Source organism: Arthrobacter sp. S39, from assembly GCF_004320525.1.
Taxonomy (GTDB): domain Bacteria; phylum Actinomycetota; class Actinomycetes; order Actinomycetales; family Micrococcaceae; genus Arthrobacter.
In genome coordinates, this window is record NZ_SIHX01000017.1 from 27,609 (window position 1) to 52,871 (window position 25,263).

General features: G+C 67.7%; 24 protein-coding genes. 13 read left to right on the forward strand and 11 right to left on the reverse strand.

All coding sequences use genetic code 11. From position 1 onward, the window contains the following. The first annotated feature begins 92 nt into the window (after positions 1-92). From EYS21_RS21400 to ribA, 3 genes are all read left to right on the forward strand, one after another. Positions 93-290 (forward strand): helix-turn-helix domain-containing protein, encoded by a 198-nt coding sequence (locus EYS21_RS21400; RefSeq protein ID WP_131135260.1) that lies wholly within the window; start codon positions 93-95, stop codon positions 288-290. Then, positions 290-1,483, forward strand: a complete 1,194-nt coding sequence (locus tag EYS21_RS21405) for a HipA domain-containing protein (RefSeq protein WP_131135261.1) — start codon at positions 290-292, stop codon at positions 1,481-1,483. The genes EYS21_RS21400 and EYS21_RS21405 overlap by 1 nt, the downstream gene beginning before the upstream one ends. Before the next feature lie 161 nt (positions 1,484-1,644). Then, entirely contained in the window at positions 1,645-3,510 is a 1,866-nt protein-coding gene (ribA, locus tag EYS21_RS23970) for a GTP cyclohydrolase II RibA (protein ID WP_131135262.1), read from the forward strand. Here ribA and EYS21_RS21415 read toward each other — a convergent pair. The 4 genes from EYS21_RS21415 to EYS21_RS21430 all read right to left on the reverse strand — a co-directional run bounded on the left by EYS21_RS21415 (position 3,491) and on the right by EYS21_RS21430 (position 6,501). Continuing rightward, positions 3,491-3,964, reverse strand: coding sequence for an SRPBCC family protein (locus EYS21_RS21415; RefSeq protein WP_131135263.1), 474 nt, complete (start codon positions 3,962-3,964; stop codon positions 3,491-3,493). The two genes, ribA and EYS21_RS21415, sit on opposite strands and share 20 nt — an antisense overlap. Positions 3,965-4,032: 68 nt before the next feature. Continuing rightward, a complete protein-coding gene (locus EYS21_RS21420; RefSeq protein WP_131135264.1) occupies positions 4,033-5,283 on the reverse strand; it encodes an RNA polymerase sigma factor in 1,251 nt (416 codons plus the stop codon). Between the two features lie 18 nt (positions 5,284-5,301). Beyond that, entirely contained in the window at positions 5,302-5,721 is a 420-nt protein-coding gene (locus tag EYS21_RS21425) for a YciI family protein (protein ID WP_131135265.1), read from the reverse strand. Between the two features lie 102 nt (positions 5,722-5,823). Continuing rightward, entirely contained in the window at positions 5,824-6,501 is a 678-nt protein-coding gene (locus EYS21_RS21430; protein WP_242633553.1) for a PAS and ANTAR domain-containing protein, read from the reverse strand. Between the two features lie 433 nt (positions 6,502-6,934). Between EYS21_RS21430 and EYS21_RS21435 the strand changes: the two genes are divergently transcribed. The 7 genes from EYS21_RS21435 (at position 6,935) to EYS21_RS21465 (ending at position 13,873) form a co-directional block, all read left to right on the forward strand. Next, complete coding sequence (locus EYS21_RS21435) at positions 6,935-7,240, forward strand: heavy-metal-associated domain-containing protein (RefSeq protein ID WP_131135267.1); 306 nt, start codon at positions 6,935-6,937, stop codon at positions 7,238-7,240. 33 nt (positions 7,241-7,273) lie between these two features. Continuing rightward, complete coding sequence (locus tag EYS21_RS21440; RefSeq protein ID WP_131135268.1) at positions 7,274-9,358, forward strand: copper-translocating P-type ATPase; 2,085 nt, start codon at positions 7,274-7,276, stop codon at positions 9,356-9,358. A gap of 46 nt (positions 9,359-9,404) precedes the next feature. Continuing rightward, a complete protein-coding gene (locus tag EYS21_RS21445) occupies positions 9,405-9,860 on the forward strand; it encodes a hypothetical protein (protein ID WP_131135269.1) in 456 nt (151 codons plus the stop codon). 136 nt (positions 9,861-9,996) lie between these two features. Continuing rightward, positions 9,997-10,614: a DUF305 domain-containing protein gene (locus tag EYS21_RS21450; protein WP_131135270.1), complete on the forward strand. Its 618-nt coding sequence runs from the start codon at positions 9,997-9,999 to the stop codon at positions 10,612-10,614. A 238-nt stretch (positions 10,615-10,852) separates the two neighbouring features. Beyond that, positions 10,853-11,500, forward strand: a complete 648-nt coding sequence (locus EYS21_RS21455) for a low molecular weight phosphatase family protein (protein WP_242633551.1) — start codon at positions 10,853-10,855, stop codon at positions 11,498-11,500. A gap of 99 nt (positions 11,501-11,599) precedes the next feature. Further along, complete coding sequence (locus EYS21_RS21460; RefSeq protein WP_131135272.1) at positions 11,600-12,727, forward strand: LCP family protein; 1,128 nt, start codon at positions 11,600-11,602, stop codon at positions 12,725-12,727. An 18-nt stretch (positions 12,728-12,745) separates the two neighbouring features. Beyond that, entirely contained in the window at positions 12,746-13,873 is a 1,128-nt protein-coding gene (locus tag EYS21_RS21465; protein WP_131135273.1) for an LCP family protein, read from the forward strand. 99 nt (positions 13,874-13,972) lie between these two features. On the opposite strand, the gene EYS21_RS21470 is transcribed toward EYS21_RS21465, so the two are convergent. Together EYS21_RS21470 and EYS21_RS21475 are read right to left on the reverse strand one after the other, a co-directional pair. After that, positions 13,973-14,395 carry a hypothetical protein gene (locus tag EYS21_RS21470; RefSeq protein WP_131135274.1) on the reverse strand — a complete coding sequence of 141 codons (423 nt, stop codon included), beginning with the start codon at positions 14,393-14,395 and terminating at the stop codon, positions 13,973-13,975. 75 nt (positions 14,396-14,470) lie between these two features. Beyond that, complete coding sequence (locus EYS21_RS21475) at positions 14,471-17,032, reverse strand: AMP-binding protein (RefSeq protein ID WP_131135275.1); 2,562 nt, start codon at positions 17,030-17,032, stop codon at positions 14,471-14,473. Between the two features lie 335 nt (positions 17,033-17,367). Here EYS21_RS21475 and EYS21_RS21480 point away from each other — a divergent pair, with 335 nt between their 5' ends. After that, positions 17,368-18,132 (forward strand): histidine phosphatase family protein, encoded by a 765-nt coding sequence (locus tag EYS21_RS21480; protein WP_131135294.1) that lies wholly within the window; start codon positions 17,368-17,370, stop codon positions 18,130-18,132. 94 nt (positions 18,133-18,226) lie between these two features. Further along, complete coding sequence (locus EYS21_RS21485) at positions 18,227-19,123, forward strand: NAD(P)H-hydrate dehydratase (RefSeq protein WP_242633554.1); 897 nt, start codon at positions 18,227-18,229, stop codon at positions 19,121-19,123. Between the two features lie 257 nt (positions 19,124-19,380). On the opposite strand, the gene EYS21_RS21490 is transcribed toward EYS21_RS21485, so the two are convergent. Then, complete coding sequence (locus EYS21_RS21490; protein ID WP_131135277.1) at positions 19,381-19,578, reverse strand: hypothetical protein; 198 nt, start codon at positions 19,576-19,578, stop codon at positions 19,381-19,383. Between the two features lie 221 nt (positions 19,579-19,799). Here EYS21_RS21490 and EYS21_RS21495 point away from each other — a divergent pair, with 221 nt between their 5' ends. Beyond that, positions 19,800-22,028 (forward strand): S9 family peptidase, encoded by a 2,229-nt coding sequence (locus tag EYS21_RS21495; protein ID WP_131135278.1) that lies wholly within the window; start codon positions 19,800-19,802, stop codon positions 22,026-22,028. A 106-nt stretch (positions 22,029-22,134) separates the two neighbouring features. Here EYS21_RS21495 and EYS21_RS21500 read toward each other — a convergent pair whose 3' ends face one another. From EYS21_RS21500 to EYS21_RS21515, 4 genes are all read right to left on the reverse strand, one after another. Further along, positions 22,135-22,584 carry an SRPBCC family protein gene (locus EYS21_RS21500; protein WP_131135279.1) on the reverse strand — a complete coding sequence of 150 codons (450 nt, stop codon included), beginning with the start codon at positions 22,582-22,584 and terminating at the stop codon, positions 22,135-22,137. A gap of 67 nt (positions 22,585-22,651) precedes the next feature. Continuing rightward, positions 22,652-23,116, reverse strand: coding sequence for an SRPBCC family protein (locus EYS21_RS21505; protein ID WP_131135280.1), 465 nt, complete (start codon positions 23,114-23,116; stop codon positions 22,652-22,654). 210 nt (positions 23,117-23,326) lie between these two features. Then, entirely contained in the window at positions 23,327-23,887 is a 561-nt protein-coding gene (locus tag EYS21_RS21510) for a GNAT family protein (RefSeq protein ID WP_131135295.1), read from the reverse strand. Between the two features lie 121 nt (positions 23,888-24,008). Further along, positions 24,009-25,166 (reverse strand): acetate kinase, encoded by a 1,158-nt coding sequence (locus tag EYS21_RS21515; RefSeq protein ID WP_131135281.1) that lies wholly within the window; start codon positions 25,164-25,166, stop codon positions 24,009-24,011. Positions 25,167-25,263 lie beyond the last annotated feature (97 nt).

Sequence of the window (25,263 nt, forward strand, 5' to 3'; positions counted from 1 at the left end):
ACGGCAGCATATTGCCGAATTCGGAGTTCTAGGGCACACTTGGCAGTGCCGGCGCTCCGATCGGCAGCATCCTGCCGATTTGGAGAGAAGGAATGGGCGACGTCGAAGTGATCGGCGAGTTGGTCCGGGCCGCCCGCAAGGACGCCATGTTGACGCAAAGCGGCCTCGCCGACCTGGCGGGGGTGTCGGAGCGGACCGTCCGTGCCATTGAAACCGGCACGGGCAATCCCACGCTGGCCGCCGTCGTCGCCGTCGCCAATACGCTCGGCTTGCACCTGGATGCCCGCTGATGGCCGCAGACCTGCAGCGGCTGCGCTTCCTTCCTGCCGCCGACGTCTACAAACAGGGAAGGCTCGCCGCGCACCTCACCCGGACCGCCACCGGCGGCACGGCATTCGCCTACGATGCTTCGTACGTGTCCTCAGGATTCCCGCCGGTTGCCACGACTTTGTCGCTCAATACCGAGCCGGTGGAGACGCCTGGAGGTGGCCTGCCCGCGTTCTTCGCGGGCCTGCTTCCGGAAGGGCACAGGCTGACGGTCCTGAAGGAAGCCGCAAAAACCAGCGTCAACGATGAGCTGACGCTGCTGATGGCCGTGGGAGCCGACGTGCCGGGTGACGTGCAAATCGTCCCGGCCGGCGAGTATCCCGCCGAGCCGGAACCGCTGGCCGACACAGCCGATTTTGGAAACCTGGACTTCAGCGCCCTTGCCGAGGCCGTGGACCTCCACGCCCTGCCGGGGGTCCAGCCGAAGGCCAGCGCCTCGATGCTCTCTGCCCCACTGGCTGCCCGCAACGGCCGGTACATCCTGAAGCTGGACCCGCCGCAGCATCCACACCTGGTACGGAACGAAATCCACCACCTGACGGCCGCCAAGGCCTTGAAAATTCCAGTCTCGGCGGCGGCGGTGGTCCAGGACCGGAACGGACTGGACGGTCTGCTGGTGACACGCTTCGACCGATTGCACATCGATGGACAATGGCTCCACCTCCCACTGGAAGACGCGGCACAGGCGCTCGGCCTGCCGCCGTCGTCCAAGTACAACGTCAGCTCCGAGGAAGTGGTCGCCGCGCTTGCCCGCGCCTGCAAGGCACCCGCCGTGGCGGTCCGGAATCTGTACCTGCAGTTTGCCTTCGCCTGGCTGACGGGCAACGGGGACCTCCATGCTAAGAACGCCTCCGTCCTGGGCGGCCGGCACGGCGGTTTTGTCGTCGCTCCGATGTACGACGTGCCCTGCACGCTGCTTTACGGGGACGATACCCTGGCGTTGCCCATCGCCGGGAAACTGAAGAACCTCCGGGCCAGGCACTGGGAAGAGTTCGCGGCGGCAATCGGATTGCCCAGGCGTGCCGCCGAATCAGCGAACATACTCGCCTTGCGCGCAGCGGCGGCCGCCGATCTGACAGCCCTTCCGTTTACGGGTTCACCCCTCAATGGGGCGTTGCGGGAGCTGCGCCACCGCCGCTCGGAACTGTCCAGCTAAACCTCGTCCCCTTTCCAGCGCGAACGTACACTTGCGGCCCCCCGGCCTGAACCCGCTCCCGCGGCGAGGACACAAATGCTTGCAACTTCAACAATTGGCGCGTATATTTACTTTAAGCTTCAAGTAAGTGCCTCTCTTGTTTCGAGTGCAAGGAATCCCGGATGACCACGTTCTTCGAGTCCATCGCCGCGTCACTGACCGCCCCGGCAACTGTCCGCAGCCGGGTGACGGTTCCGCTGCGTTTCCCGGACGGCTTCAGCGCCGTGGCCGAGGTCCTCACCTTCCACGGGCTGGCCGACGGCAAGGAACACCTGCTGCTGGCCTTTGGCGACTGGGACGGCCTGCTGCATGAAGCGGCCGACGGCGGCAACACGCCCCTGGTCCGGCTGCACAGCGAGTGCCTCACCGGCGATGTCTTCGGCAGCGAGCGCTGCGACTGCGGCCCCCAGCTCCGCGAGGCCGTGGAACAGATCTCGGCCGCCGGCGGCTTCCTTCTCTACCTCCGGCAGGAAGGCCGCGGCATCGGCCTGTACTCCAAGCTCGACGCCTACGCCCTGCAGGACACCGGCCTGGACACCTACGAAGCCAACCGGGCCCTGGGCCACGGCGACGACGAGCGCGACTACACAGCGGCCGCCCAGATGCTCGACGCCGTCGGGGCAACCTCCGTCCGGCTGCTCACCAACAACCCGGACAAGGCCGCCCAGCTCACCTCCCTCGGGATCAGCATCACCGAGCAGGTCCCTACCGGAGTCCACCTGTCCGAAGCCAACCACCGGTACCTTGCCGCCAAACGCGACCACACGGCCCACACGCTCGACCTGCCGACGGCCGCCGTCGAGACCGTCCCCAGCCCGGCCGCCGTCGCACCCGCCCCGACCCACGACGAGATCCTGGCCCGCGTGGACGCCCTCATCCCCCGGCTGCGGGAACGCGCTGAGGAGACGGAGCAACTGCGGCGCCTGCCGGCATCCACCATGTCGGAGCTCAAGGCCGCCGGGGTTTTCCAGATCCTTTCCCCCAAGGCGCTGGGCGGATCCGGGCTGGGTGTTGAAACCTACGCTGAGGTGATCCGGCGGCTGTCCCGGGGTGATGCCTCCGCCGCGTGGACGGCCGGGCACCTGGCCGAGCACGTCTGGATGCTGGCGCGCTGGCCGCAGCAGGTCCAGCAGGAGGTCTTCGCCGGCGGTCCCGCTCCCCTGGCGGCCGCAACCGGCGCCCCCGCGGGCACGGCTGAAAAGGTTCCGGGCGGCTACTCGATCTCCGGACATTGGAGCTTCGCGTCCGGCGTGATGCACTCGGAGTGGGCCCTCCTGGCCGTCCAGCACCACGGCGTCCGCATGCAGGCCCTGGTCCCTGTGTCCGAGCTCGAACTGCTGGACGTCTGGCACACGGCAGGCCTGCGCGGCACGGGCAGCAACGACCTCACGGCCGAGCAGCTCTTTGTGCCCGAACACCGCGTGCAGGACTGGGCCCTGTTGAGCGCAGCAGACAACCCCGGCAGCCGGATCCACCCCGACCCCATCCTCCACACGCCCATGGCCATCCTGCTGAACCTGGTGGCGCCGTCCGCCGCGCTGGGAGCCGCGGAGCACGCCGTCGAACTTTTCCGGGAAGGGATGATGGTGCGCAGGGTCAAGAACACCGTGGAGACGCGGCAGTCGGATTCGCCGCTGGCTCAGGCCCGCTTCGCGCAGGCCTACGGGCAGCTGGCCACGGCGCGGCTGCACTGGGAGGAGGCGGTCCGGCTGGCCGCGGCCTCGAACACCGGGCTGACGGACCTGGACGACGGCGAACGCGCCGCCTACCGCCTCTCGCTCGCCCTCAGCGGGGAAGCCTCCGCCGAAGCCGTGCGCCTGGTGGCCGCGGGGTCCGGCGGGAGCGCGCAGCGGCTGACCCACCCGCTCCAGCGGATCCAGCGCGACGTGAACGTGCTGCTCAGCCATCCCACGCTCGCGATCGACCCGATCCTGGAGCAGGCGGGCAGGGGCTTGCTGGGACTGGGCTTTACGGTCCCGTCGTTTTAGCGGTCGCCGCTGCCGAGAGCTGCTTCAGGCCCTTTTCGAAGTCGCCGCCCACGAGCTTGTCCATGTTCATGAACAGGGCGAAGACCTTGGCCAGCCCCTTGTTCTCGCCGGTCATGGTCCACTTCACGGTGGTACCGCCGCTGGTCGGGGTCAGGGTGAAGCTGGTGGGGTTGACGGCTTTGAACGGCTTGGTGAATTCGAGCCGGACCCGGAGGACGCTGGGAGCGGACGATTCGACGATTTCCATGTTGCCGCTGCCGGCCTTGCGGTTGCCGCTCCAGGTGTACTTCGCGCCGACGCCGGCGTCATTGCCGGAATAGTGGCGTTCCATGGTGGGGTCCACGGTCTCCCAGGGCGACCATTTGGTCCACTCATGGAAGCTGTTGATCAGGGGGAAAATTGCCTCGGCCGGGGCCGGAATGAATGCGCTGCGGGTCACTTCATAGGTAGCCATGCAGCCAGCATAGTGGCTGGTCAGGCCGCCGGGGAGGCGTGCGCCCGGTTGTTTCTACTGCCCTGGAATCAGGATGGGCTGAGGGCGCCGATTTTGCGTTCGAGTGCCGCCCGTTCCGCGGCGTTCCCGCACAGCTCCAGGGCCTCGCTGAGCGCAGCCCGAGCCTCGTCCCCGCGGCCCAGCCGGGTGAGGAGCTCGCCGCGGACCGACGGAAGCAGGTGCGTCCCACCCAGTTCGCCGCGCGCTGCAATCGCCTCCACCAGGGCCAGCCCGTCGGCAGGGCCCGATGCCATGGCCACCGCCACCGCACGGTTGAGCTCGATGATGGGCGACGGCGTGAGCTGGCCGAGTGCCTCATACAGGCCAACGATCCGGGGCCAGTCGGTCCCGGCCACAGACCCCGCCACCGCATGGCACTCGGCGATGGACGCCTGCAGGCCGTAGGCACCCAGCCCGCGGCCGCCGTCGGCCTTTGCCAGCGCCGCACGTCCCCGCCGGATCGCGGACTGGTCCCACAGCCGCCGGTCCTGGTCCTCGAGCAGGACCGGCTGGCCGGACGCGTCCACGCGGGCCGGGAATCGGGCCGCGGTCAGTTCCATCAGCGCGAGCAGCCCGAAGACCTCCGGCTGAGGATCCAGCCGGACCAGCGTGCGGCCCAGCCGCTGCGCCTCGGCGGCGAGATCACGGCGGATCCACGAGTCCCCGCCGGACGCGAACGACCCCTCCGTGAAGATCAGGTACACCGCCTGCAGCACGGAGCCCAGCCGTTCGGCCCGCTCCTTCGGCTCCGGGACTTTGAAAGGCACCTGCGCGGCTGCGAGGGTTTTCTTGGCGCGGGTGATGCGGGCCTGGATGGTGGCCACCGGAACCAGGAAGGCCTTGGCTATGGCGTCGGTCCCCAGGCCGCCCACCACCCGCAGCGTCAACGCGATCCGGGCCTCCTTGGACAGCACCGGATGGCAGGAGATGAACATCAGGGCCAGCACGTCGTCGTCGACCGCTTCCGGGTCAAACAGTGCATCCGGCCCGGGCGCCGCCGGCTCCAAGTCCCGGGCGAGCAGGACGTAGCGCTCGTCGCCGGCCGCCCGCCGTCGGAATGAATCGATGGCACGACGGCGGCCCGTGGTCAGGAGCCAGCCCGTCGGTTCGTTGGGGATGCCGTTCACTGACCAGGACACGAGCGCTTCGGCGAGCGCCTCCTGCGCCAGGTCCTCGGCGAGGGCAAAGTCCCCGGTAAAGCGGGCGAGGGCGCCGACGATGCGGGCGGCTTCCATCCGCCACACAGCCTCGACGGCGGCCCTCGCCGCGGTGGAACCCACCGTGTCCCAGGCTGCCGGTCAGAGCTGCCCGGTCTGCTCGCGCCAGGCGCGTTCCTTCTGGATCCATTCGTTGTCCTGCGGGAATTCGTCGATGGTGGGCACCCTGCGGATCTCGGTCTTGCTGCCCTCGGTCATCGGTGCCCGCTTGGCCCACTCGATGGCTTCCTCCTTGGAGGCGACGTCCAGGAGGTAGAAGCCGTTGAACAGCTCCTTCGTTTCCCCGTAGGGCCCGTCGGTGACCACCGGCTGCTCCCCGGTGAAGTCCACCACGACGCCCTCCTTGGCGTCGTCCAGGCCTTCAGCCGCCAGCAGGACGCCGGCCCGGATGAGTTCGTCGTTGAACTTGCCCATGGCGGTCAGCGCCTCGGTGAAGTCGACGTCCGTGAACTTGGCGAGGGACTCGTCGGTTGCCCGCATGATCAGCATGTACTTAGCCATTGTGGTTCTCTCCTTTGGATTCGGAAGGTCGCCCTTCGACCTTCTCACCCATAGGTCGAACGGCGCCACGGCAGATCGACACAACAGAAGAAAAACTTTTGCCTAGCTCCGGGAGTCCCGCCGTTGACGCTTGGGCTTGCCGTTCAAAAGGTCATGGACGGCCGCATCGAGGCGGTCCGGGCCGTCAGGGCCTTTGGGGTCGGGGCTGTCCGCAATGGCAACCAGGTCTGCGGCCACGACGGCCAGTTTCATGTTTGTCCGGCTGCTGAGGCGGACCAGCAGCCTGAACGCCTCCTCCGAGCCCACGCGGAGCCTGCCCATGATCACTCCCCGCGCCTGGTCGATGACACTCCGGGTGGAGGTGGCACGTTCCACGGCCTCGCGTGCTGCCACCTCCGTTTCCCGCTGGAGGGTGGCCGTCAGGTCCACCATCATGCCGTCGATCGCCGTCACGGTGCCCCACGCATCAACGGTTCCCTCGCCGGAGGTCAGGACCTGATGGAGGCGGCCGTGGGCATCGATGATCCGGTGATAGATGGAAAAGTGTCCGCCATGCCGGCAGATTTCCCCGATGATCTCCTGGGCCCGCGGCTTGTCGTCCGGATGCTTGTGGGCAAGGATCAGCTCGATGGTGGGCACCACTTCGCCGCGCTCGTAGCCGTGCAGGTGATACAGCCCGTCGGACCACGCCGCCGTCCCGTTGACCAGGTCGATGTGGTACGTCCCGGCCGGGCAATCCCCCGCCCCGAGGGCACTCGAATAGGTGTAGGGGCCGCTCACGTCAGTCAATTGGGCACCTCCGGGCGTTCTGTAGGCCGCCTCCCCCGGGCGGGTCACCCCATTATGGCAAGGAATCCCGCATCTGAGACGTTTGTATCGCAAAGGTGACCTCCCCCGCCGTCGGACGCTCTCACTTGATGCGGCTTTTCCGGCGATGCTCTATCACCTGTGGTCCCTAAAAGGCAGGAATAGCAGCCACAGGTGATAGAGCATCCTTGGATTTATTGCATCAAATGAGAGTGTCCTGGAAGGTTGGGGAGCTTCGGGATGGGCTGCCACGGCGTCGATCTCGACCATTGACGAATATACCCCCTGGGGGTATATTCAAGGTGTTGTCAGTGAAGTGGTATGTCCCGGCCGGTGCCCCGCACCGCCATCACAGCCGTTCAACCCCAGCGCCCATTGAACCTTCATCAAGGAATGGAAGACTGACATGCCTGGTATTGGAAACCGCACCGAACTGCCTCAGGCCACACCCGCCGTCGGCTGCAACTGCTGCTCAACCAACGCCGCACCACGCCCAATGCAGAAAACGGCCGACGCCGAGTTCCCCGTCGAGGGCCTGACCTGCGGCCACTGTGTTGAGACTGTGCAGAAAGCCGCATCCGCTGTGGAGGGCGTGACCGCCGCCACCGTTGAACTCGTAGCCGGCGGCACGTCGCGCCTGCTCATTTCCGGGACCGCTGACCATGCCGCGGTCCGCGAGGCCGTCTCCTCAGCCCGATACACGATCCGCTGACCCAGCCCACCAGGATCCTCGCCAGGAGGCATCATGCAGGACCACGCTGCAACCACAGAGCACCATCACCACGATAACCACCGCCCACACAGTGACCACGGCGCCCAGGACGACCATGCCGTCCACACCGCCGGACAGCACGCCGGCCACAGCACTGCCATGTTCAAGAACAGGTTCTGGGCATCGCTGGCCCTGTCCGTCCCGGTGGTCTATTTCAGCCCCATGGTGGGCCACCTCCTGGGCTATATGCCGCCCATGTTCCCTGGTTCCGACTGGATTCCGCCCGTCCTGGGCACGGCGATCTTCCTTTACGGGGGCCAGCCGTTCCTCAAAGGCGGACTGCAGGAACTGAAGAACCGGCGCCCCGGCATGATGCTGCTGATCGCCATGGCCATCAGCGTCGCTTTCATCGCCTCGTGGGTCACCAGCCTGGGGATCGGCGGCTTCGACCTGGATTTCTGGTGGGAACTCGCCCTCCTGGTGGCCATCATGCTGCTGGGCCACTGGATCGAAATGCGCGCCCTCGGTTCCGCCCAAGGGGCACTGGATGCCCTGGCCGCCCTGCTTCCGGACGAGGCCGAACGGGTCACCGGCACAGGCACCGAAACCGTCCCGGTTTCCGAACTGCGCGAAGGCGACACCGTGCTGGTCCGGTCCGGCGCCCGGCTGCCGGCCGACGGCACGGTCATCGACGGACAGGCCGAGTTCGACGAGTCCATGATCACCGGCGAATCCAAAACTGTGCCGCGTTCCCCCGGCGACCCCGTCGTGGCAGGAACCGTGGCCACCGACAACACCGTCCGCGTCCGGGTGACCGCCGTCGGCAACAACACGGCGCTGGCCGGCATCCAGCGCCTGGTGGCAGAGGCCCAGGCTTCCTCCTCCAAGGCCCAGGCACTGGCCGACCGCGCCGCGGCCTTCCTGTTCTACTTCGCCGCCGGCGCCGGCGTGATCACCTTCATCGTGTGGTCCCTGCTGGGCAGCGTCCCGGACGCTGTCACGCGCACCGTCACGGTCCTGGTCATCGCCTGCCCGCACGCCCTGGGCCTGGCCATCCCGCTGGTGATCGCGATTTCCACTGAACAGGCGGCGCGGGCCGGAGTGCTCATTAAGGACCGGATGGCCCTGGAACGGATGCGCACCGTCGACGTCGTCCTCTTCGATAAAACAGGGACCCTCACGACGGGGGAACCCGAGCTCAAGGACGTCTCAGCGTTCGACGGCGGCAGTCAGGACGGGCTCCTGGCGCTCGCCGCCGCCGTGGAGGCGGACAGCGAACACCCTGTTGCCCGGGCGATCGTCAGGGCGGCGCGGCAGCGGAACCTGGACATACCGCAGGCAACCGGCTTCACGTCCATGACCGGCCGCGGAGTCCGTGCCACGGTTGACGGCCGGACGATCCACGTGGGCGGGCCAGCCCTCCTGCGCGAGCTGGGCCTTACTGAACCGGATGCCGTGGCGGCCTCAACCGCGGCCTGGATGGAACGCGGAGCAGCCGTCCTGCACGTGATCGACGGGGACCGGATCCTGGGTGCAGTCAGCCTGGAAGACTCGGTCCGGACCGAATCCCGGGACGCCGTGGCTGCCCTGCAGAACCGCGGCATCAAGGTTGCCATGGTCACCGGCGACGCCCGCCAGGTTGCCGAGGCCGTGGCCGGCGAACTGCACATCGACGAGGTATTTGCCGAAGTGCTCCCGGCAGACAAGGACAAGAAAGTGGCCGAACTGCAGGCGCGCGGGCTGAAGGTGGCCATGGTGGGTGACGGCGTCAACGACTCGCCGGCCCTGGCCCGGGCGGAGGTGGGCATTGCGATCGGCGCGGGCACCGACGTCGCGATGGAATCGGCGGGCGTGGTCCTGGCCGGCAACGATCCCCGGGCCGTCCTGTCCATGGTGGACCTGTCCCGGGCCAGCTACCGGAAGATGCGGCAGAACCTGGTCTGGGCTACCGGCTACAACCTCATTTCCGTCCCGCTGGCCGCCGGCGTGCTCGCCTTCGCCGGGGTGGCGCTCTCCCCCGCGGCGGGTGCTGTCCTGATGTCCGCGTCCACTATTGTGGTGGCACTGAACGCCCAGCTGCTGCGCCGGGTGAAACTGAACCCGGCGCAGGTGCGTTGATACTGAGGCAGATGCGTGACGTTTTGACGCAGGAAGGAGGCACACCATGACCGCGGTCCAGAGCCGTCAGCGGGCAGCTTTGCTGTGCCGCACCGCCCTGCCCGCCCTGATCCTGGCGGTCATCGCGGGGATCCTCGGCATGCATGTCATGACCGGCAACCACGCGGCACACACGCTGGGTGCCGCCCAGCCGCCGTCGTCCGTTGCCACACCTGCCACCGGGCACAGCCACGGCGCACAGACCCATGGCGGCCACAGTCCGGCCGTGCAGAGCGGGCCGGAAGCAACCACCGACTCCTGCACCAGCGGCTTTGCGGGCCACGAGCCCGCGGGTGCAGCGTGCACTCCCCTGGCCAAAGCCGGTTCCCTTGCGGCACCGCTGCCGGGCAGCACCGGCCAGCCGGCAGACGCCCGCATCGGTTCCGGCGTCGCAGCCCTGCGCTCTTACACTTACCTGCCCGCCGGGCCTTCACCCGGGGACCTGTCCATCAGCCGGACGTAAAGAGGACGACGCCGGGCCGCACCCCGCAGAAGTCCCCGCCCGGTGGCTGCACCGGGCCGTCCGCCGCGCCACCTGCGCGGCCTGCCAAGATTTCCGGCGCCCAGCGCCGGAGCACAACCTGAAGGATGTATCCCCCATGAACACCAAGAACCTGACCCTGGCCGCTGTCCTTGCCGCTGCCCTCTCGCTGGCCGGATGCGCTGCCGGCACCGGCACTACGCCGTCCCACGGCATGAACCACGGCAGTTCCAGCCCGATGTCCAGCATGATGCCGGACGCTTCGGCGGACCATAACGCGGCGGACATCATGTTCTCGCAGATGATGATTCCGCACCATGCGCAGGCTGTGGAGATGAGCGACCTCATGCTGGCGAAAACCGGCGTACCGGCGGCAGTGACAGCCCTGGCCACGCGGATCAAGGCCGCCCAGGCCCCCGAAATTGCGCAGATGACCGGCTGGCTGGAGGACTGGAACCAGCCAACGGGCATGATGACAGATCACACAATGCCCGGCGGCGGGATGTCCGGCATGGTCAGTTCCGAGGACCTGGACAGGCTCAAGGCCGCCCAGGGCGGTGAGGCCACCAAGCTCTTCCTCACCCAGATGATCGCCCATCATGAAGGTGCCATTGCCATGGCAAAGACGGAGGTCGACTCCGGCAAGTTTGCTGAGACCATCGACCTGGCCAAGGCGATCATCACCGCGCAGCAGGCGGAGATCGCGGAAATGAAGCAGCTGCTCGCCGCGCCCTGACCGGCTGAGCCGCCCGGCCGCCGTCGGACCCTCTCTCACTTGATGCGGCTTTCCCGGCGATGCTCTATCACCTACGGCCCTTAAAAGCCCTGTTTAGCGACCAAAGGTGATAGAGTATCGGCCGATTTCCTGCATCAAGTGAGAGAGCGTTTCGGACGGCGGCAGCCGCAGCTTCACGTGTTAAGTTGAAATGTGCGGACCGACCGGTCCGGCGCGCCGGCTGGAAAGAGTATCCCTTTTGCACCTCCCCGAACCTGCCCCCGCCCACGTGAGAATCCTGACCGTCTGCACGGGCAACATCTGCCGCTCCCCTGTGGCCGAGCGGCTCCTGCAGGCAGGCCTGGACCAGGCGGTTCCGGGCGGTTTTGTGGTCACCAGCGCCGGCACCCGGGCCCTGGTGGGCGAGCCCATCCAGCCGCCGTCCGCGGACATCGTGCGCACCTTCGGCGGCAACGCGGAGGACTTCGCCGCCCGCCAGCTGACCAGCAAGATCCTGCGCGGCGTGGACCTGGTCCTCACCATGACGTCGGGCCACCGCGGCGAGGTGCTGCAGCTGGACGCGTCCCTCCTGAAGCGCACCTTCACCATCCGTGAGTTCGCCCGGATGCTCGACGTGCTTGATGACCGCGCGGCCGCCGCGCCGGACGGGGCAGAAGAAGCAGCGCACGACGGCGGCGACCGGCTGGCCGCGAACGCCGCCTTCTGGCGCGGGCTGCCGGCGAGGGCTGCGGCTGTGCGGCACCTGTCCCTGCCGGCGGATTCATCCGAAAACGACATCATCGACCCGTACCGCCGCGGCCTGGAGGTCTACCACCAGATGGAAGACGAGCTGGCCCCGGCGATCGTCTCCATCCTGCGCCACGCACGGCTGAACGCGCCCGCCTGACCGGGCTGCCGCCGTCGTACTTTTCGCTGCGGCTTATTGTGCGGCTTTTCTGCGGATTCCCCCGATGTAACGCCGGAACGCCGATGCTAATTTTCGGAAATGGGCACCCTGTCCGCGCATCCGAGCTTCGCACATCCCGGCAAAACTGCACGCAATCCTGCACGCCGGCGTCGCCCGTTCCGGGCTGTCCTGCTGCTGTTGCTGGCGCTGGTGCTCCTCATCCCCGCGTCCGCCGGCGCCTACCTTTTCAACCTCGGGCGGATCTTCGATTCGGAGACCACCAAGATTGAAAACGCCTTCCCCGATGAAGCCACCCGCCCGCAGCCATCCTTCCCGGGCGGTGCGGCCGGCGGCGCTCCGGGGGCCGGCCCCGCAGCGGCGGGAGGCTCGCCCTCGGATAGCGGAAGATCGCTGAACATCCTGGTGATGGGCAGCGACAGCCGCGGCGCCACCACCGAGGAAGCCACTTCCGGCGCCGGATCGAACCAGCGCGCGGACACCCTGATGCTGGTCCACATCCCCGCCGACCGCAGCAAGATCTACTCCATCTCCCTGATGCGCGATCTCTGGGTGGGCATCCCGGACCACGGCCACGCCAAGATCAACGCGGCCCTGGCGTTCGGCGGCGTCCCGCTGATGGTGCAGACCGTTGAATCCCTTTTCGGCCAGCGCATCGACCACATCGCCATGATCGACTTCGAAGGATTCGTGGGACTGACCGACGCCCTGGGCGGGGTACAGGTGGACGTCCCGGCGCCGTTTGTCTCCTACCACGACCAGATCGCCTTTCCCGCCGGGCCGAACACCCTGGACGGGAAGCACGCCCTGGAGTTCGTCCGCGAGCGCTACGCCTTCGCCGACGGCGACTACCAGCGCGTCCGCAACCAGCAGGCGTTCGTCAAGGCGCTGCTGGCCAGGAACCTCAGCGCGGACACGCTCCTGAACCCCCTGAAGGTCCATAACGTGGTCAGCGCCATGGCCCCGTTCATCAGTGTCGACGGCGGCCTGGACGCCGCCACGATCGCAGGCCTCGCCGTGGAACTCAAGGACGTCCGCCCCCGCGACATGGTGATGTTCACCCTCCCCACCCGGGGCACCGGGACCTCCACCGACGGCCAGTCGATTGTGCTCACCGATCCCGTGGCCATCGAAGCCCTCTCCGCCGCCATGGCCGCCGACACGCTGGGCGACTATGTAGCCGCCAACGGGCTGGAGGGCGGAAACTGATGCCATGGAGGCACAACGATGAGCACCCCATCCGGTTCCGACCCCAGCGGTCCTGAACCGTCCGTTCCCGCTGCACCGCACCCGGCGCAACTGCCGTGGACAGAACGACGCCGGGCCCTGATTGCCGCCGTTCTGGCCGTCGTGCTGGTGGTGGGGGTTGTCATCGCCGTCTTCAGCGTCAACCGCACCGGCTCGGAATCCGCGGCACCCGTGGTGACGGAGACTGCCACGCCCACTGCCACCGAAACACCGGCGCCCACCGAGACCCCGGCCCCGGTCCCTGCCGCTCCCCCTTCACCCGAGCCCATCCCGGACCCCGCACCCGGCGCCATGAACGTCCTGATCATCGGCAGCGACAGCCGGGCCAACGCCCGCGAGCAGCAAAACCACACGCTGGCTACGGGCGAATCCTCAGACCACCGCTCGGACACCCTCATGGTGGTCCACGTCCCGCCGGACCGCCGGACCGTCCAGGTGGTCTCCATCATGCGGGACATGTGGGTGGACATCCCCGGCTACGGCGGTGCCAAAGTCAACACCGGCCTGCAGGTCGGCGGCATACCCCTGACGGTGCGGACCGTGGAGTCGCTGCTCGGCGTTCACATCGACCACACCATGATGCTGGACTTCGGCGGCTTCAAAGCCCTGATCGATGCGCTCGGCGGCATCGATGTTGCTGTCCCCGTGCCCTTCCAGGCCACCTTCGAGACCCACCATGTCTTCACCCCGGGGCTGAACCACCTGGACGGACAGGCGTCGCTCGAGTTCGTCCGGGAGCGCTATGCGTTCGTCGACGGCGACTACCAGCGGGTCCGCAACCAGCAGACGTTCCTCCGGGCATTGCTGGCGAAGCTGACCAGCGGCGGCGCCTTGAACGATCCCAACGTGGTCCGGCATCTCGTGGCTCTTTCCGGGCCATGGCTCACGGTCGACCAGGGCTTCGACGCCATGACAGTGGCGATCCTCGCCTACGGGATGCGCGGCATCGACTACAACGCCAGCACCTTTGTGACACTACCTACGGCCGGGGTGGGCACCGTCGCCGGAGCATCCGTGGTGCTCCCCGACTACGGAGGGATAGCCGGCGTCGCCGCGGCCCTGAGGGACGGACGGCTGGCCGAATACGCCGCTGCCAACGGACTCTGACGCTCCGGCAGCGCTCTGACGCCCTGCCCGCGGGGACCTGGCCGCGGGGCGGTCCCGCAGGGACCTGACCGCGAAGTCCAGGCAGGCCGGGTCAGCCCGCTACGCCGGGCGCTGCAGCCTTGACGCCCGGGAAACGGGTTCCTCGGCCTGGGCCATTTCGTCGGCCTTGAGCATCAGCGGGACCGCGAAGGTCACCACCAGGCGGGCATCGGCGTCGTCCGTGGACCTGATGGTCAGGCTCCGGGTGCCGAACGGCACCGAGGGCGTGAAAACCTGCAGGTTCCGGGAGCCGACGTTCGCGGAGTCCTGGAACGTGTAAACAGTGCCCCGGTGGTCCTCGATGGCAATGCCCGGCACCGGTTTCCCGACGGCGGACTCCACGTGGATGTTGACCACCAGGCACGTGCTCCACACTTCCACGGACAGCACCGTGTACTCTGCGGACCCCGTTAAATGCAGGCCGAAGGTGGGTAGCAGGAGCATCTGCCGGAGGGTGCCTTTCGGAATTAGGTTGCGCATCATGGTCCCCAATTTGCTAAGAGTGCTTATAATTACCGCGCGTTACTGACGCAGTGTCAAGGGTTCCCAGATGACAGTTCAGTATCGTTTGATCCGGCCCATCAGGCGCACCCAAACAGCCCAGTACGCCACGCCCACCGCCAGTGAAAGTGCCACCGCCAGGACCGGATGATTGTCCTTCAGGTCGGGGAAAACCACCCAGTGGGTGACGTACACATACAGCGAAGCGCTGGCCAGAACGCCCACCACACGGTGCAGGATGGCGGGCAGCGGAAGTGCCGGCACCCAGGCGAGCAGGAGGATTCCGGCGAGGATGGTGGCTTCCCGCCACGGGTCGCCAAAGTAGCCGGGAAGGGCGACGGCGGCAATTGCCGACAGTGCCAGCCGCTGCGGAATGGTGCGTGCCCGGGCGAAGGCCCAGCCCAGCGCAAAGAGCCACAGGACCGGCCGCGTGTGCAGGATGTCGAAACCGAGCAGGCCGTAACGGGCCAGCAGGCCAGCACCGATCAGCGCCACGGGGAACGCCAGCGGGAACCGGCGTTCGGTCCGGTGCACCCAGGGGATGGCCAGCAGCGCCATCATGCCGAGCAGCACGTACACCAGCACTTCGACGAACCAGAAGTGCCAGGCGTCGGTCCAGCCCGCCGGCCCGATCATCGTATTGAGCAGGACCAGGTTGAGCGGCGTGTAGTGGAACTTGTCCGTCAGGAGCATGACCGCCCCGATGAACACCACTGTGGGCACCACGATCCGCGCCACGCTGACCAGCTGGCGCCGCAGCCTGGGCAGCCTGTCGCCGCCCAGCTGGAACCGGGCAAAGTTGTAGCCGGCCAGGGCCATCAGGATGTGGGCGGTCCCGGGCCAGCGGATCAGGTCCACGTGCGTGCTGATAATGACGACGATGGCCACGGCGCGGAGTACGATGCTGGTTTCCAGCGGTGCGACGAACCGCCGTCGGCTGCGGCGTGGACGCGCCCGGGCCTGCAGGTCCCGGACCGGGGTCACGTGCCAGTCCGGCGCCAGGTGCCCGAGCGCCTTCTCCAGCCGGACGGACGCCGCCACGTAGGAGAGCGAGTCGCCGCCGATCGAAACGAACGTGTCGCCGTCGGAAATGTCCTCGATCTCCAGCGTTTCGGTGAAGATCCGGCGCACGTCCTCCGGCGCCGCCGGCGTCGTGGGCAAGGCCCCAGCGGTGGCTCCGGCGGCGGGTTCTGCAGGGCAAGGTTCTGCGCCGAGGGCCAGCACGGCACGGTAGTCGGTTTTGCCTGTACCCAGCCGGGGCAGTTCCCCGACGGTGTGCACCTCCACGGCCGCGCGGGGCAGCCCCAGGTCCTGGGCGAGCATCTTGGCCAGGAGCCGGGTGTCATGGCTTCCCTCGACGGCGGCCACCAGCTTCCGGTCCGTCCCGGCGCAGGCCGCCTGAAGACCCATCCGGTGGAGCATCTTCTCCACCTGGCCGAGGTCGATGCGCAGGCCCACGATCTTCACGAAACGGCTCCGCCGGCCCACCACCTCGTACAGTCCGGCGGCGTTCTTGCGGGCGAGGTCGCCGGTGCGCAGCTCGGTGACGGTGCGTCCGGCGGCAAAGTCGGCGGGGGTCTGTGCGTAGCCGAGCATAACGTTGGGTCCGGCGTAGACGAGCTCGCCGTCGTCGAGTCCGGGGACCGGCTCGATCCGGAAACTCCCGCCGGGCACGGGCACGCCGATGGCGCCGGGATGGGCGGCGGCCAGGTGCGGCGGGAGGTACGCCATCCGGGCCGTGGCCTCCGTCTGCCCGTACATCACGAACAGCTCCCAGCCGCGGCTGCGGCCGTGTTCGGCGTAGCGGGCCACGGCCGCGGGATCCAGCCTGCCGCCGGCCTGGGTGACGTAGCGCAGGTCCGGCAGGTCCATGTCCGTGAACCCCACCCGGTCCAGGAGCTCGAAGGTGTACGGCACGGCGGCGAAGGATGTGGCCTGGCGGTTGCGGAACAGCTGCCAGAAGCAGGGGTCCACCACCGACAGGTCCGTGAGGACAATCCCGGCGCCGCGGAGCAGGTGGCTGTTGATCACGGACAGGCCGTAGCAGTAGGACATCGGCAGCGTGGTGGCGGCCCGGTCGTCCGCACTGATGTCCAGGTACGTGGCTATGGCCTCGGCGTTGGACTGGACGTTCTCCCGCGAGAGCCGGACCAGTTTGGGTGACCCGGTGGAGCCGGACGTGCTGAGCAGGAGGGCCAGGTCCGGGTGGAAGGTGTGGTTCGTGACGGGCCGCACCTCCTCAAGGGCGGGCTCCCCCCAGGCGTCCCCCGCAGCCCCTGCCGTCCGTGGCGTCCGCGCGGTCCCGGGCCTGACGATGACGTCCGGGTCGTAGGCGGCGACCAGCGATGCCACGGCGGCGTCGTTTCCGGCCGGCGCGAGGATCAGCGGGTGCCCGGAGGCGAGGGCGGCAAGGTACGCCACCAGCGAGCCGACGCTGTTATCCGCCGCCAGCACCACCAGGCGGCGCGCCGTACCAAGGCGGCCGGCAAACGCGGCCACGCGGCCAGCGAGCTCCTGGTAGGTCAGGACGCTGCCGCCGGTCAGGATGGCGGGCCGGTCTCCATGGCGCGCGAGGTCGGCGGCAAGGGCCACCCCGGCGAGTTCTAGGGAGGGAGTCACCGCGTAACTGTAAAGGCCAGCCTTACCTAACAACAACTCGATAAAAGGCCGCGCTCCCGAACATGACACCGCGTCACATCAGCATCGGTTAACCCGGCCCACGCCCGGCGTTCACCCTGGCTCAACGGACCGTGTACCCGGGCCATGCGCAACGCGGGGTCACTTATTGCCCGATAATCCGTGGTTATCGGGCAATAAGTGACCCCGCGTTGCTGTATGGAGGCGTTATTCCGCACCAAAAGTGGGTACACCGCTAGTGATGCCTCTTGCTTTCCGCATCCGGCGGTCAGCACGCGGCACAGGGTGGATGGTGATGAACGGTGGATAGCAGCGGAATGACGCAGGCGGTGCGGGAGCCCGGCGCGGTGGAGCTCATCCTGGTCCGGCACGGCGAGAGCCAGGGCAACGTGGCCGCGACCCTGGCCGACCGGGCCGGTGCCGACATCATTGAGGTGCCGGCCCGGGACGCCGACGTCGGGCTATCCGCCACCGGACAGGACCAGGCACTCGCGCTGGGCAGGGCGCTGTCGGGTGTCGCTGAGGAGCTCCGTGCCGACGCCGTGGTGTCCTCTCCCTATGTCCGCGCCCGGCAGACGGCGGAGATCGCGGTGGAAACCGCGGGCTGGCCGGTCAAGGTGCGCACGGACGAGCGGCTCAGGGACCGTGAGCTCGGCATTTTGGACATGCTTACCCGGCGCGGCGTGCACCGGTGGCACCCGGACGAAGCCGAACGGCGGCTCTGGCTGGGCAAGTTCTACTACCGGCCGCCCGGCGGCGAATCCTGGGCCGACGTTGTGCTGCGGCTGCGCTCCGTCCTGGGCGAACTGAACAACCTGGGCAGCGGACACCGGGTAATGCTGGTCTGCCACGATGCCGTGGTCCTGCTGGTCCGGTACATCCTGGAAGGCATGAGTGAGGCCGAAATCCTGGACCTCGCCGCCAGCACCTCGGTCCTGAACGCATCCATCACACGCTACGTGCGCCCCGACGGCCAGGGCCCGTGGATGCTGGAAAGCTTCAACGTGGCTGACCACCTCACGGCCCAGGGCGTCGAAGTCACCGAACACGCCGGGGATGCCAGTGTCCACCCGCGCCGGTAAGGGGCCGGGCCTCGGTCGGGGGCCGGGCGGGCAGGCTGCGCCGGCCGGTCCGGCGGGTCCGAACGGTTCCCGGGCGACGCCCGTCACGCCGTCGCTGCTGCGCTCCTGGCCGCTGCCGTCCGCAGGCGAGGACAAGTATTCGCGCGGCGCTGTGATGGTGATCGGCGGCGCCCGAACCACCCCCGGCGCCGCCATGCTGGCCGGCACCGCCGCACTCCGTGCGGGGGCCGGCAGACTGACCCTGGCTGTGGCCGAATCGGTGGCCATGCACGTTGCCGTGACCCTCCCGGAAGCCGGCGTGACCGGGCTTCCGGAGACGGCGGACGGGTCCGTGCTGGGATCCGGGCTGCAGCCCATCCTGTCCGAACTTGGCAGCGCCGACGCAGTCCTGATCGGCCCGGGGCTGGACGACATCGATCTCACCGGGAAGCTCCTGCGGGCCCTGCTGGAGCTCGATTCCGACGGCGTCATCGGCCGCGGATCAGCGACCGGAGACGCGACCATCATCCTGGACGCCTATGCCCTGGGCTGCCTTCCCCGGCTCGAGGATTCGCTGGATCCCTGGCGGGGCCGGCTCATTCTGACACCCAACCCCCAAGAGGCCGGGATCCTGCTGGGCAAGGAGATTGACCAGCTCGAGTCCGCGGTTGCGAACATTGCGGAGCGGTACCAGGCGGTGGTCAGCTGCCAGGGTTTTGTGGCCCGGCCTGCGGCACATCCGTCGGACGGCGAGGCCTCCGGCGCTCCCGACCTGTGGGAGATCACCACCGGTTACGGCGGGCTGGGGACGTCCGGCAGCGGGGACGTCCTGGCCGGTGCCATCGCCGGGCTCCGCGCCCGCGGCACCGGCGACGCCCAGGCAGCCTGCTGGGGCAGCCACCTTCACGCGGCTGCGGCGGACCGGCTGGCCAGCAGGCTGGGTCCGCTGGGCTTCCTGGCCCGCGAACTGGCCGACGAACTGCCCGCGCTGATGCTCGAGCTAGCCACCTAAGCCGGCCCACCCGCCCGCCCACTAAGCGCGAACGTACAGTTGAGGCCCTCGTGCGGACGTGGGGATGGCCCCCGGCAACGCCGGGGGCCATCGTATCGGAGGGGATCACCGCAACTGCCGATGCGCTATTTGGCGCTGTGGCGTTCCTTAGTGGCAAATCGCCCTGAAGAGGCAGATATACAACGCGTTCGGATCCTCCCGGTACTGCCGTTTTAGCACTGGTTTGAGACCCAATACAAGGGGTTCCGGCGGGTAACTTAGCTCCGGGTCGGATCGGGGCGGAGCCGCTCGGGCCCCGGGTCCGGCACCGGCAGGGGTCCAGGTGGTTCCGGCATCGGCACCGGGCTCGGCCTGGCGGGCCCCGGGTGTCCCGGGATGGTGGGATCGGGGTTCATGGGATCGGGGCCGGGTTCCGGCGGGAACGGCTCGGGTTCGTGCACTGGCGGGATGGTCACTGAACTTCCCCTTTCAGGCGTGGTCCTGCGCGGGCTGGTTGCCTTTGCGTGATCAGGATACGCCCGCCACCCTGCCCCGAAGCCGGCTGATCTATCATTTTTGGTACTTCTGGAGCGCTCAGAGGGACCATACGTGATAGATCAATCGGCGGGGAGGGGCGAATCTCCCCCGGTAGCGAACGGGCCGCCCCGCAGGCCGGGGAGGTCTATATATTGAAGGAATGACCCAGACTCCGCTGCAGGATTCCGCAACTTCTTCCCTCACGCCGCCGGTCGCCAGGAAGGTGCCGCACGAGCGGACGCACCACGGCGACACTTTCGTGGACAACTACGAGTGGCTGCGCGAGAAGGAATCCCCCGAGGTGGTGGAGCACCTGAAGGCAGAGAACGCCTACCAGGAGGCCGTCACCGCGCACCAGGAGCCGCTGCGGGAGGCCATTTTCCAGGAAATCAAGGGCCGGACGCAGGAGACAGACTTGTCTGTCCCGAACCGCAAGGACGGCTGGTGGTACTTCAGCCGCTCGGTTGAAGGCAAGGAGTACGGCATCCAGTGCCGGGTACGCGCGCAGGACACCGGCAACCCCGTGGCCGACTGGACTCCCCCGGCAGTGGAGGCCGGCGTCGAAATCCCCGGCGAGGAAGTGCTGCTGGACGGCAACATCGAAGCCGAAGGCAAGCCGTTCTTCTCGGTGGGCGGCTCGGCCGTCACCGTGGACGGGAACCTCTACGCCTACGCCGTGGACAACTCCGGCGACGAACGCTTCACCCTCCGCATCAAGGACCTCCGCACCGGCGAGCTCCTGCCGGACGTCATCGAGAACATCTTCTACGGCGTCAGCTTCTCCCCCGACGGCACCCGCATCTTCTACACCGTGGTGGACGATTCCTGGCGCCCGTACCAGGTCAAGTCCCACGTGCTGGGCACGCCCGTCACCGACGATGAGGTGATTTACCAGGAGGACGACGTCGCCATGTGGCTGGGCTTTGAGCTCTCCTCGGACAGGCGTTACCTCGTGCTGGGCATCGGCTGCTCCGAGTACAGCGAAACCCGCCTGCTGAGCTTTGATGATCCGACGGCGGCGCTCACCACCGTGATTTCGCGCGACGAGCGCGTGCTCTACGAGGCGGAGCCCTTCCTGCTCACCGGCCAGGACGGCGAAAAACACGAGCGGATCGTCATCACGCACAACAGGAACGCCGTGAACTCCATGGTCTCCCTGATCGACCCGGCCGAGCTCGCCAAGCCGCTGGCCGAGCAGCACTGGAGCACCGTCGTCGGGCATTCCGACGACGTCCGCATCAACGGTGCCGGGGTCACCTCCACGCACCTGATCGTGTCCATCCGCAAGGACACCATCGAACGGGTCCAGGTGATGGGGCTGGCCGGGCTGGGGACACCCGCGCAGGAACCGCCGGTGGAGCCGGCGTTCGACGAAGAGCTGTACACGGCCGGTGTCGGCGGTTCGGACTACGAGGCCCCGGTGATCCGGCTGGGCTACACCAGCTACTTCACGCCGTCGCGGGTGTACGACTTTGTCCTGCCCACCCCGGCCCAGCCCGCGGGCGAACTGCTGCTGCGCAAGGAAAGCCCGGTGCTGGGCGGCTATGACGGCAGCGATTACGTGGCCACCCGAGAATGGGCGACGGCGGCGGACGGCACCCGCATTCCGCTCTCGGTCCTGCGGCACAAGTCAGTCAAGCAGGATTCGACGGCGGCTGGCTTGGTGTACGGGTACGGCTCGTATGAGCTGAGCATGGACCCCGGTTTTGGCATCGCGCGGCTGTCACTGCTGGACCGTGGCGTGGTGTTCGTCATTGCGCACATCCGCGGCGGCGGCGAGCTGGGCCGGCACTGGTACGAGGACGGCAAGAAGCTCACCAAGATGAATACGTTCACCGACTTTGTGGATGCCACCGACTGGCTGGCCACCTCCGGCTGGGTGGATCCGTCCCGGATTGCGGCCCTGGGCGGCTCGGCGGGCGGACTGCTGATGGGCGCGGTGGCCAACCTGGCGCCGGAAAAGTACGCCGCGGTGGTGGCACAGGTGCCGTTCGTGGACGCCCTCACCACCATCCTGGACCCGGAGCTTCCGCTGTCCGCGCTGGAATGGGAGGAATGGGGCAATCCGATCACGGACCCCGAGGTCTATGACTACATGAAGTCCTACTCGCCGTACGAGAATGTGCACGAGGTGGCCTACCCCAAGGTCGCCGCGGTGACGTCGTTCAACGACACCCGGGTGCTGTACGTGGAGCCTGCCAAGTGGGTCCAGGAGCTGCGCAACAAGACCACCGGGGACCAGCCGATTCTTATGAAGATCGAGATGGACGGCGGCCACGGCGGCGCGTCAGGGCGTTATGTCCAGTGGCGTGAGCGGGCGTGGGACTATGCGTTCATCGCCGATTCGGTCGGCGCCACCCAGCTGCTCCCCGGGGCCGGCCTGAAATAGGTCCATCGGACCCCTGGATCTCGACAGGCTCGATCACCGGAAGAATCCGGTGGTTGAGCCTGTCGAAACCCGGCTCAGGCGGGCCGCAACGGCGAGGCAGGGCCGGTCAGGTGTTGGGATGCTCTGCCAGGTGCTTGGCCAAGGCTTTGAGGTTGCCCCGGAGCGACCGGCCCAGGATGAAACTCACCAGCGGGGCTGGCACCTTGTCCAGGAATCCCAACCCGGACCTGACCTCAATCAGCTCCGTAAGACGCGTGCCGCCGTCGACCGGTTCCAGCATGAACGTCACGGTGATGTCGCGCTGTCCTTCGACCGAGCGGGACACCATCCGCCGGGGTGGTTGGAAGTCCGTGTACTCGACGGTCCAGTCGGAGCGCTGTCCCATGTAGCTGCTCGTGCCCCGCCCCCTGGTTCCCAACCCCACCGGGCCATCACCCACCTGCCCGGACGCAACGACAAACCGATCAAAGACCGCGAGGTTTTCGAACCTGGACAGGAAGTCAAAGACCTCCTGCTGCGGACGGGCAATGTGAACGCTTTCTTCTACGACTGGCATGGCAATGCTCCTTGGACTCGCCCGGACAGTCAACGGGGCGGGCCAGTGACCCTCAATCGAATAATGCTTACGCTTCGGTGCCCAGCTCCGGATGCTCGGCCAGCAGTTCCGCCAGTGTCTCAAGGTTGGCGCGGACTGTCCTGGCCTGGGCTTTCTCAACCAGCCGGTCGGCAAGTTTCCCGAACACCCCGCCGAGGCCGGACGCTGCGTCGATCCGGTAGTTGAGCCGGGTCCCGTCGCCTTCGGGCTCAAGGGTGGTGGTGATGGTGAACTCCAGCGGACCGTCCACCGAGCGGGACACGATGCGGCCCGGGGGCTCATATTCCGTGATCTCCGCTGTCCAGTCGAACTTCCTGCCCATCACCTTGCTTGACCCCTGCGCGCGGGTGCCCACCGCTTCGGGAACACCGCCAATGGTTTCCGCGTGCAGAACCGACGAGTCCCAGACCGGAATGTTTTCGTTCTTCGACACAAAATTGAACACGTCCTGCGGAGGACGGGCAATGTGGACACTTTCTTCTACGACTGGCATGGGAAGCTCTCCTTGAACACACCTGTTGCCAGCCCGGCTTGGCCGGCAGTCTAGGCACAGCGCCAGTGTGGCCCGGAGGCATTGGGTCGTCAAGGGGTCGACGCCCAGCCGGCGTAGGCGGGCACCACCTGCTGCCTGCGCCCTCCATCGGTTGCTCCATAGGCGCCGTTTTGGGCGGTCATAACGGCCGTTACGGAGCAATCGATCGGTCTATGAGTGGCTCCGCGCCTGCCACTCATCGGCCAGGACCGCATAGATGAGCTCCGTGGCCCACTGGCCTTTGTAGTGCCATTTGTCCACATGGCGGGCTTCGAGCCGCATCCCGAGCCGTTCGCAGAGACCTGCTGATGCAGTGTTGAGGGCATCCAGCCGCGCCTCGATCCGGTGAAAACCAAGTTCGCCGAACCCCAGGTCCAGCACGGCGGCAGCCGCTTCGGTGCCGTAGCCCTTGCCGCGGGCTGCCGGGGCCAGGGTCCAGCCCACCTCGCCCTGGCCACGGCCCGGCAGCCATTTGAGGACCACCTCGCCCATCAGGCCCGGCTGCCCCTTGGCCTCGATGGCCAGGCACACCCAGTCGCCCTCTTTTTCAAACACGAAGTTGGCGTACTTGCCCACCCGCTCCATGGACTGCGTGTAGCTTTTGGCCGGTCCCGGCAGGAAACGGGCCGTCTCCGGCATCGAATGGTACGCATGGAACGCGTTCAGGTCGCGGCCGTCGAAGCGGCGCAGGACCAGCCGCTCCGTGCGGAGGGGCAAGGCGATGGCGGGCATGGTGTGGGGTTGCGTCATGGGATCTCGACAGGCTCGATCACCGGACGGACAGGCTCGATCACCGGACCGACAGGCTCGATCACCGGACCGACAGGCTCGATCACCGGACGGACAGGCTCGATCACCGGGAGCCGACGACGGCGGCAGTCGCCTCCGCGATGGCGCGCTCCTCGTCGGTGGGAACCACGAGAACGGGGATGGCGGACTCCGCCGTGGAAATGACGCGCGGTTCCTTGGACCGCTGACTGTTCAGGCCGGCGTCGAGCTCTATGCCCAGCGCACCCAGCTTCGCCGCCACCAGGGCACGGAACTGGTGCGAGTTCTCGCCGATGCCGGCGGTGAACACGAGGGCCTTGGCTCCCCCGACGGCCACGTGGTAGCCGCCGATGTACTTGGCCAGCCGGTACGACGTGACCGCGAGCGCCGTCGCAGCGCGGGCGTCGCCGGACTCGGACGCTTCCACCACCGAGCGCATGTCGTTGTTGCCGGCGAGCCCCTTCAGGCCTGATTCGCGGTTGAGCATGCTGTCGATGTCCTCCGGTGTCCACCCCTGACGGCCGAGGAAGACCAGGATGGAGGGGTCAAGGTCGCCCGAGCGGGTACCCATCACGAGGCCTTCCAGCGGGGTGAAGCCCATGGACGTGTCCACGGACTTGCCGCCCCGGATGGCCGTGACGGAGGCGCCGTTCCCCAGGTGGGCGATCACGCCGTCGAACTCCTCCACCGGCAGGTCCAGCAGCGCGGCGGCCCGGTGCGTCACGTATTCGTGCGAGGTGCCGTGGAAGCCGTAGCGGCGGATCCCGTGGTTGGTGTAGAGCTCGTCCGGCACCGCGTAGCGCCAGGCGTGCTCGGGCAGGGTGCGGTGGAAGGCGGTATCGAACACGGCAACCTGCGGCAGGTCCGGCCACTTCTTGCTGATGGCGCGGATGCCCAGCACGTTCGCTGGGTTGTGAAGCGGCGCCAGCGGATTGAGGCGCTCGATGGCGCGGGTGATCTCGTTGTCGATCAGCACGGGCTCGGCGAACCGCTCGCCGCCGTGCACCACCCGGTGGCCGACTGCCGCGAGTTCGAGGTCCCCGAGTTCCGCGTGGATGGCGGCGTCCACCTGTTCCAGCGCCTCAGCGTGGTCGCGCGGGCCTTCGATTTCGCCGTCCCCGTCGCCGCCGTTGCCCATACCGATCTTTTCGATCAGCCCTTCGGTCAGCACACTGCCGGCCGCGACGTCGCGGACCTGGTACTTGAGCGAGGACGAGCCGGAATTGATGACGAGCACGAGCACTGGGGCCTCCTGAGCCTTGCTTCGGATGCTGCCGGGGCAGCGGTGGGCGTCACGCCGGAGCCTGGCACAGCACTCCGCACTGCCCACTTTAGTAGCC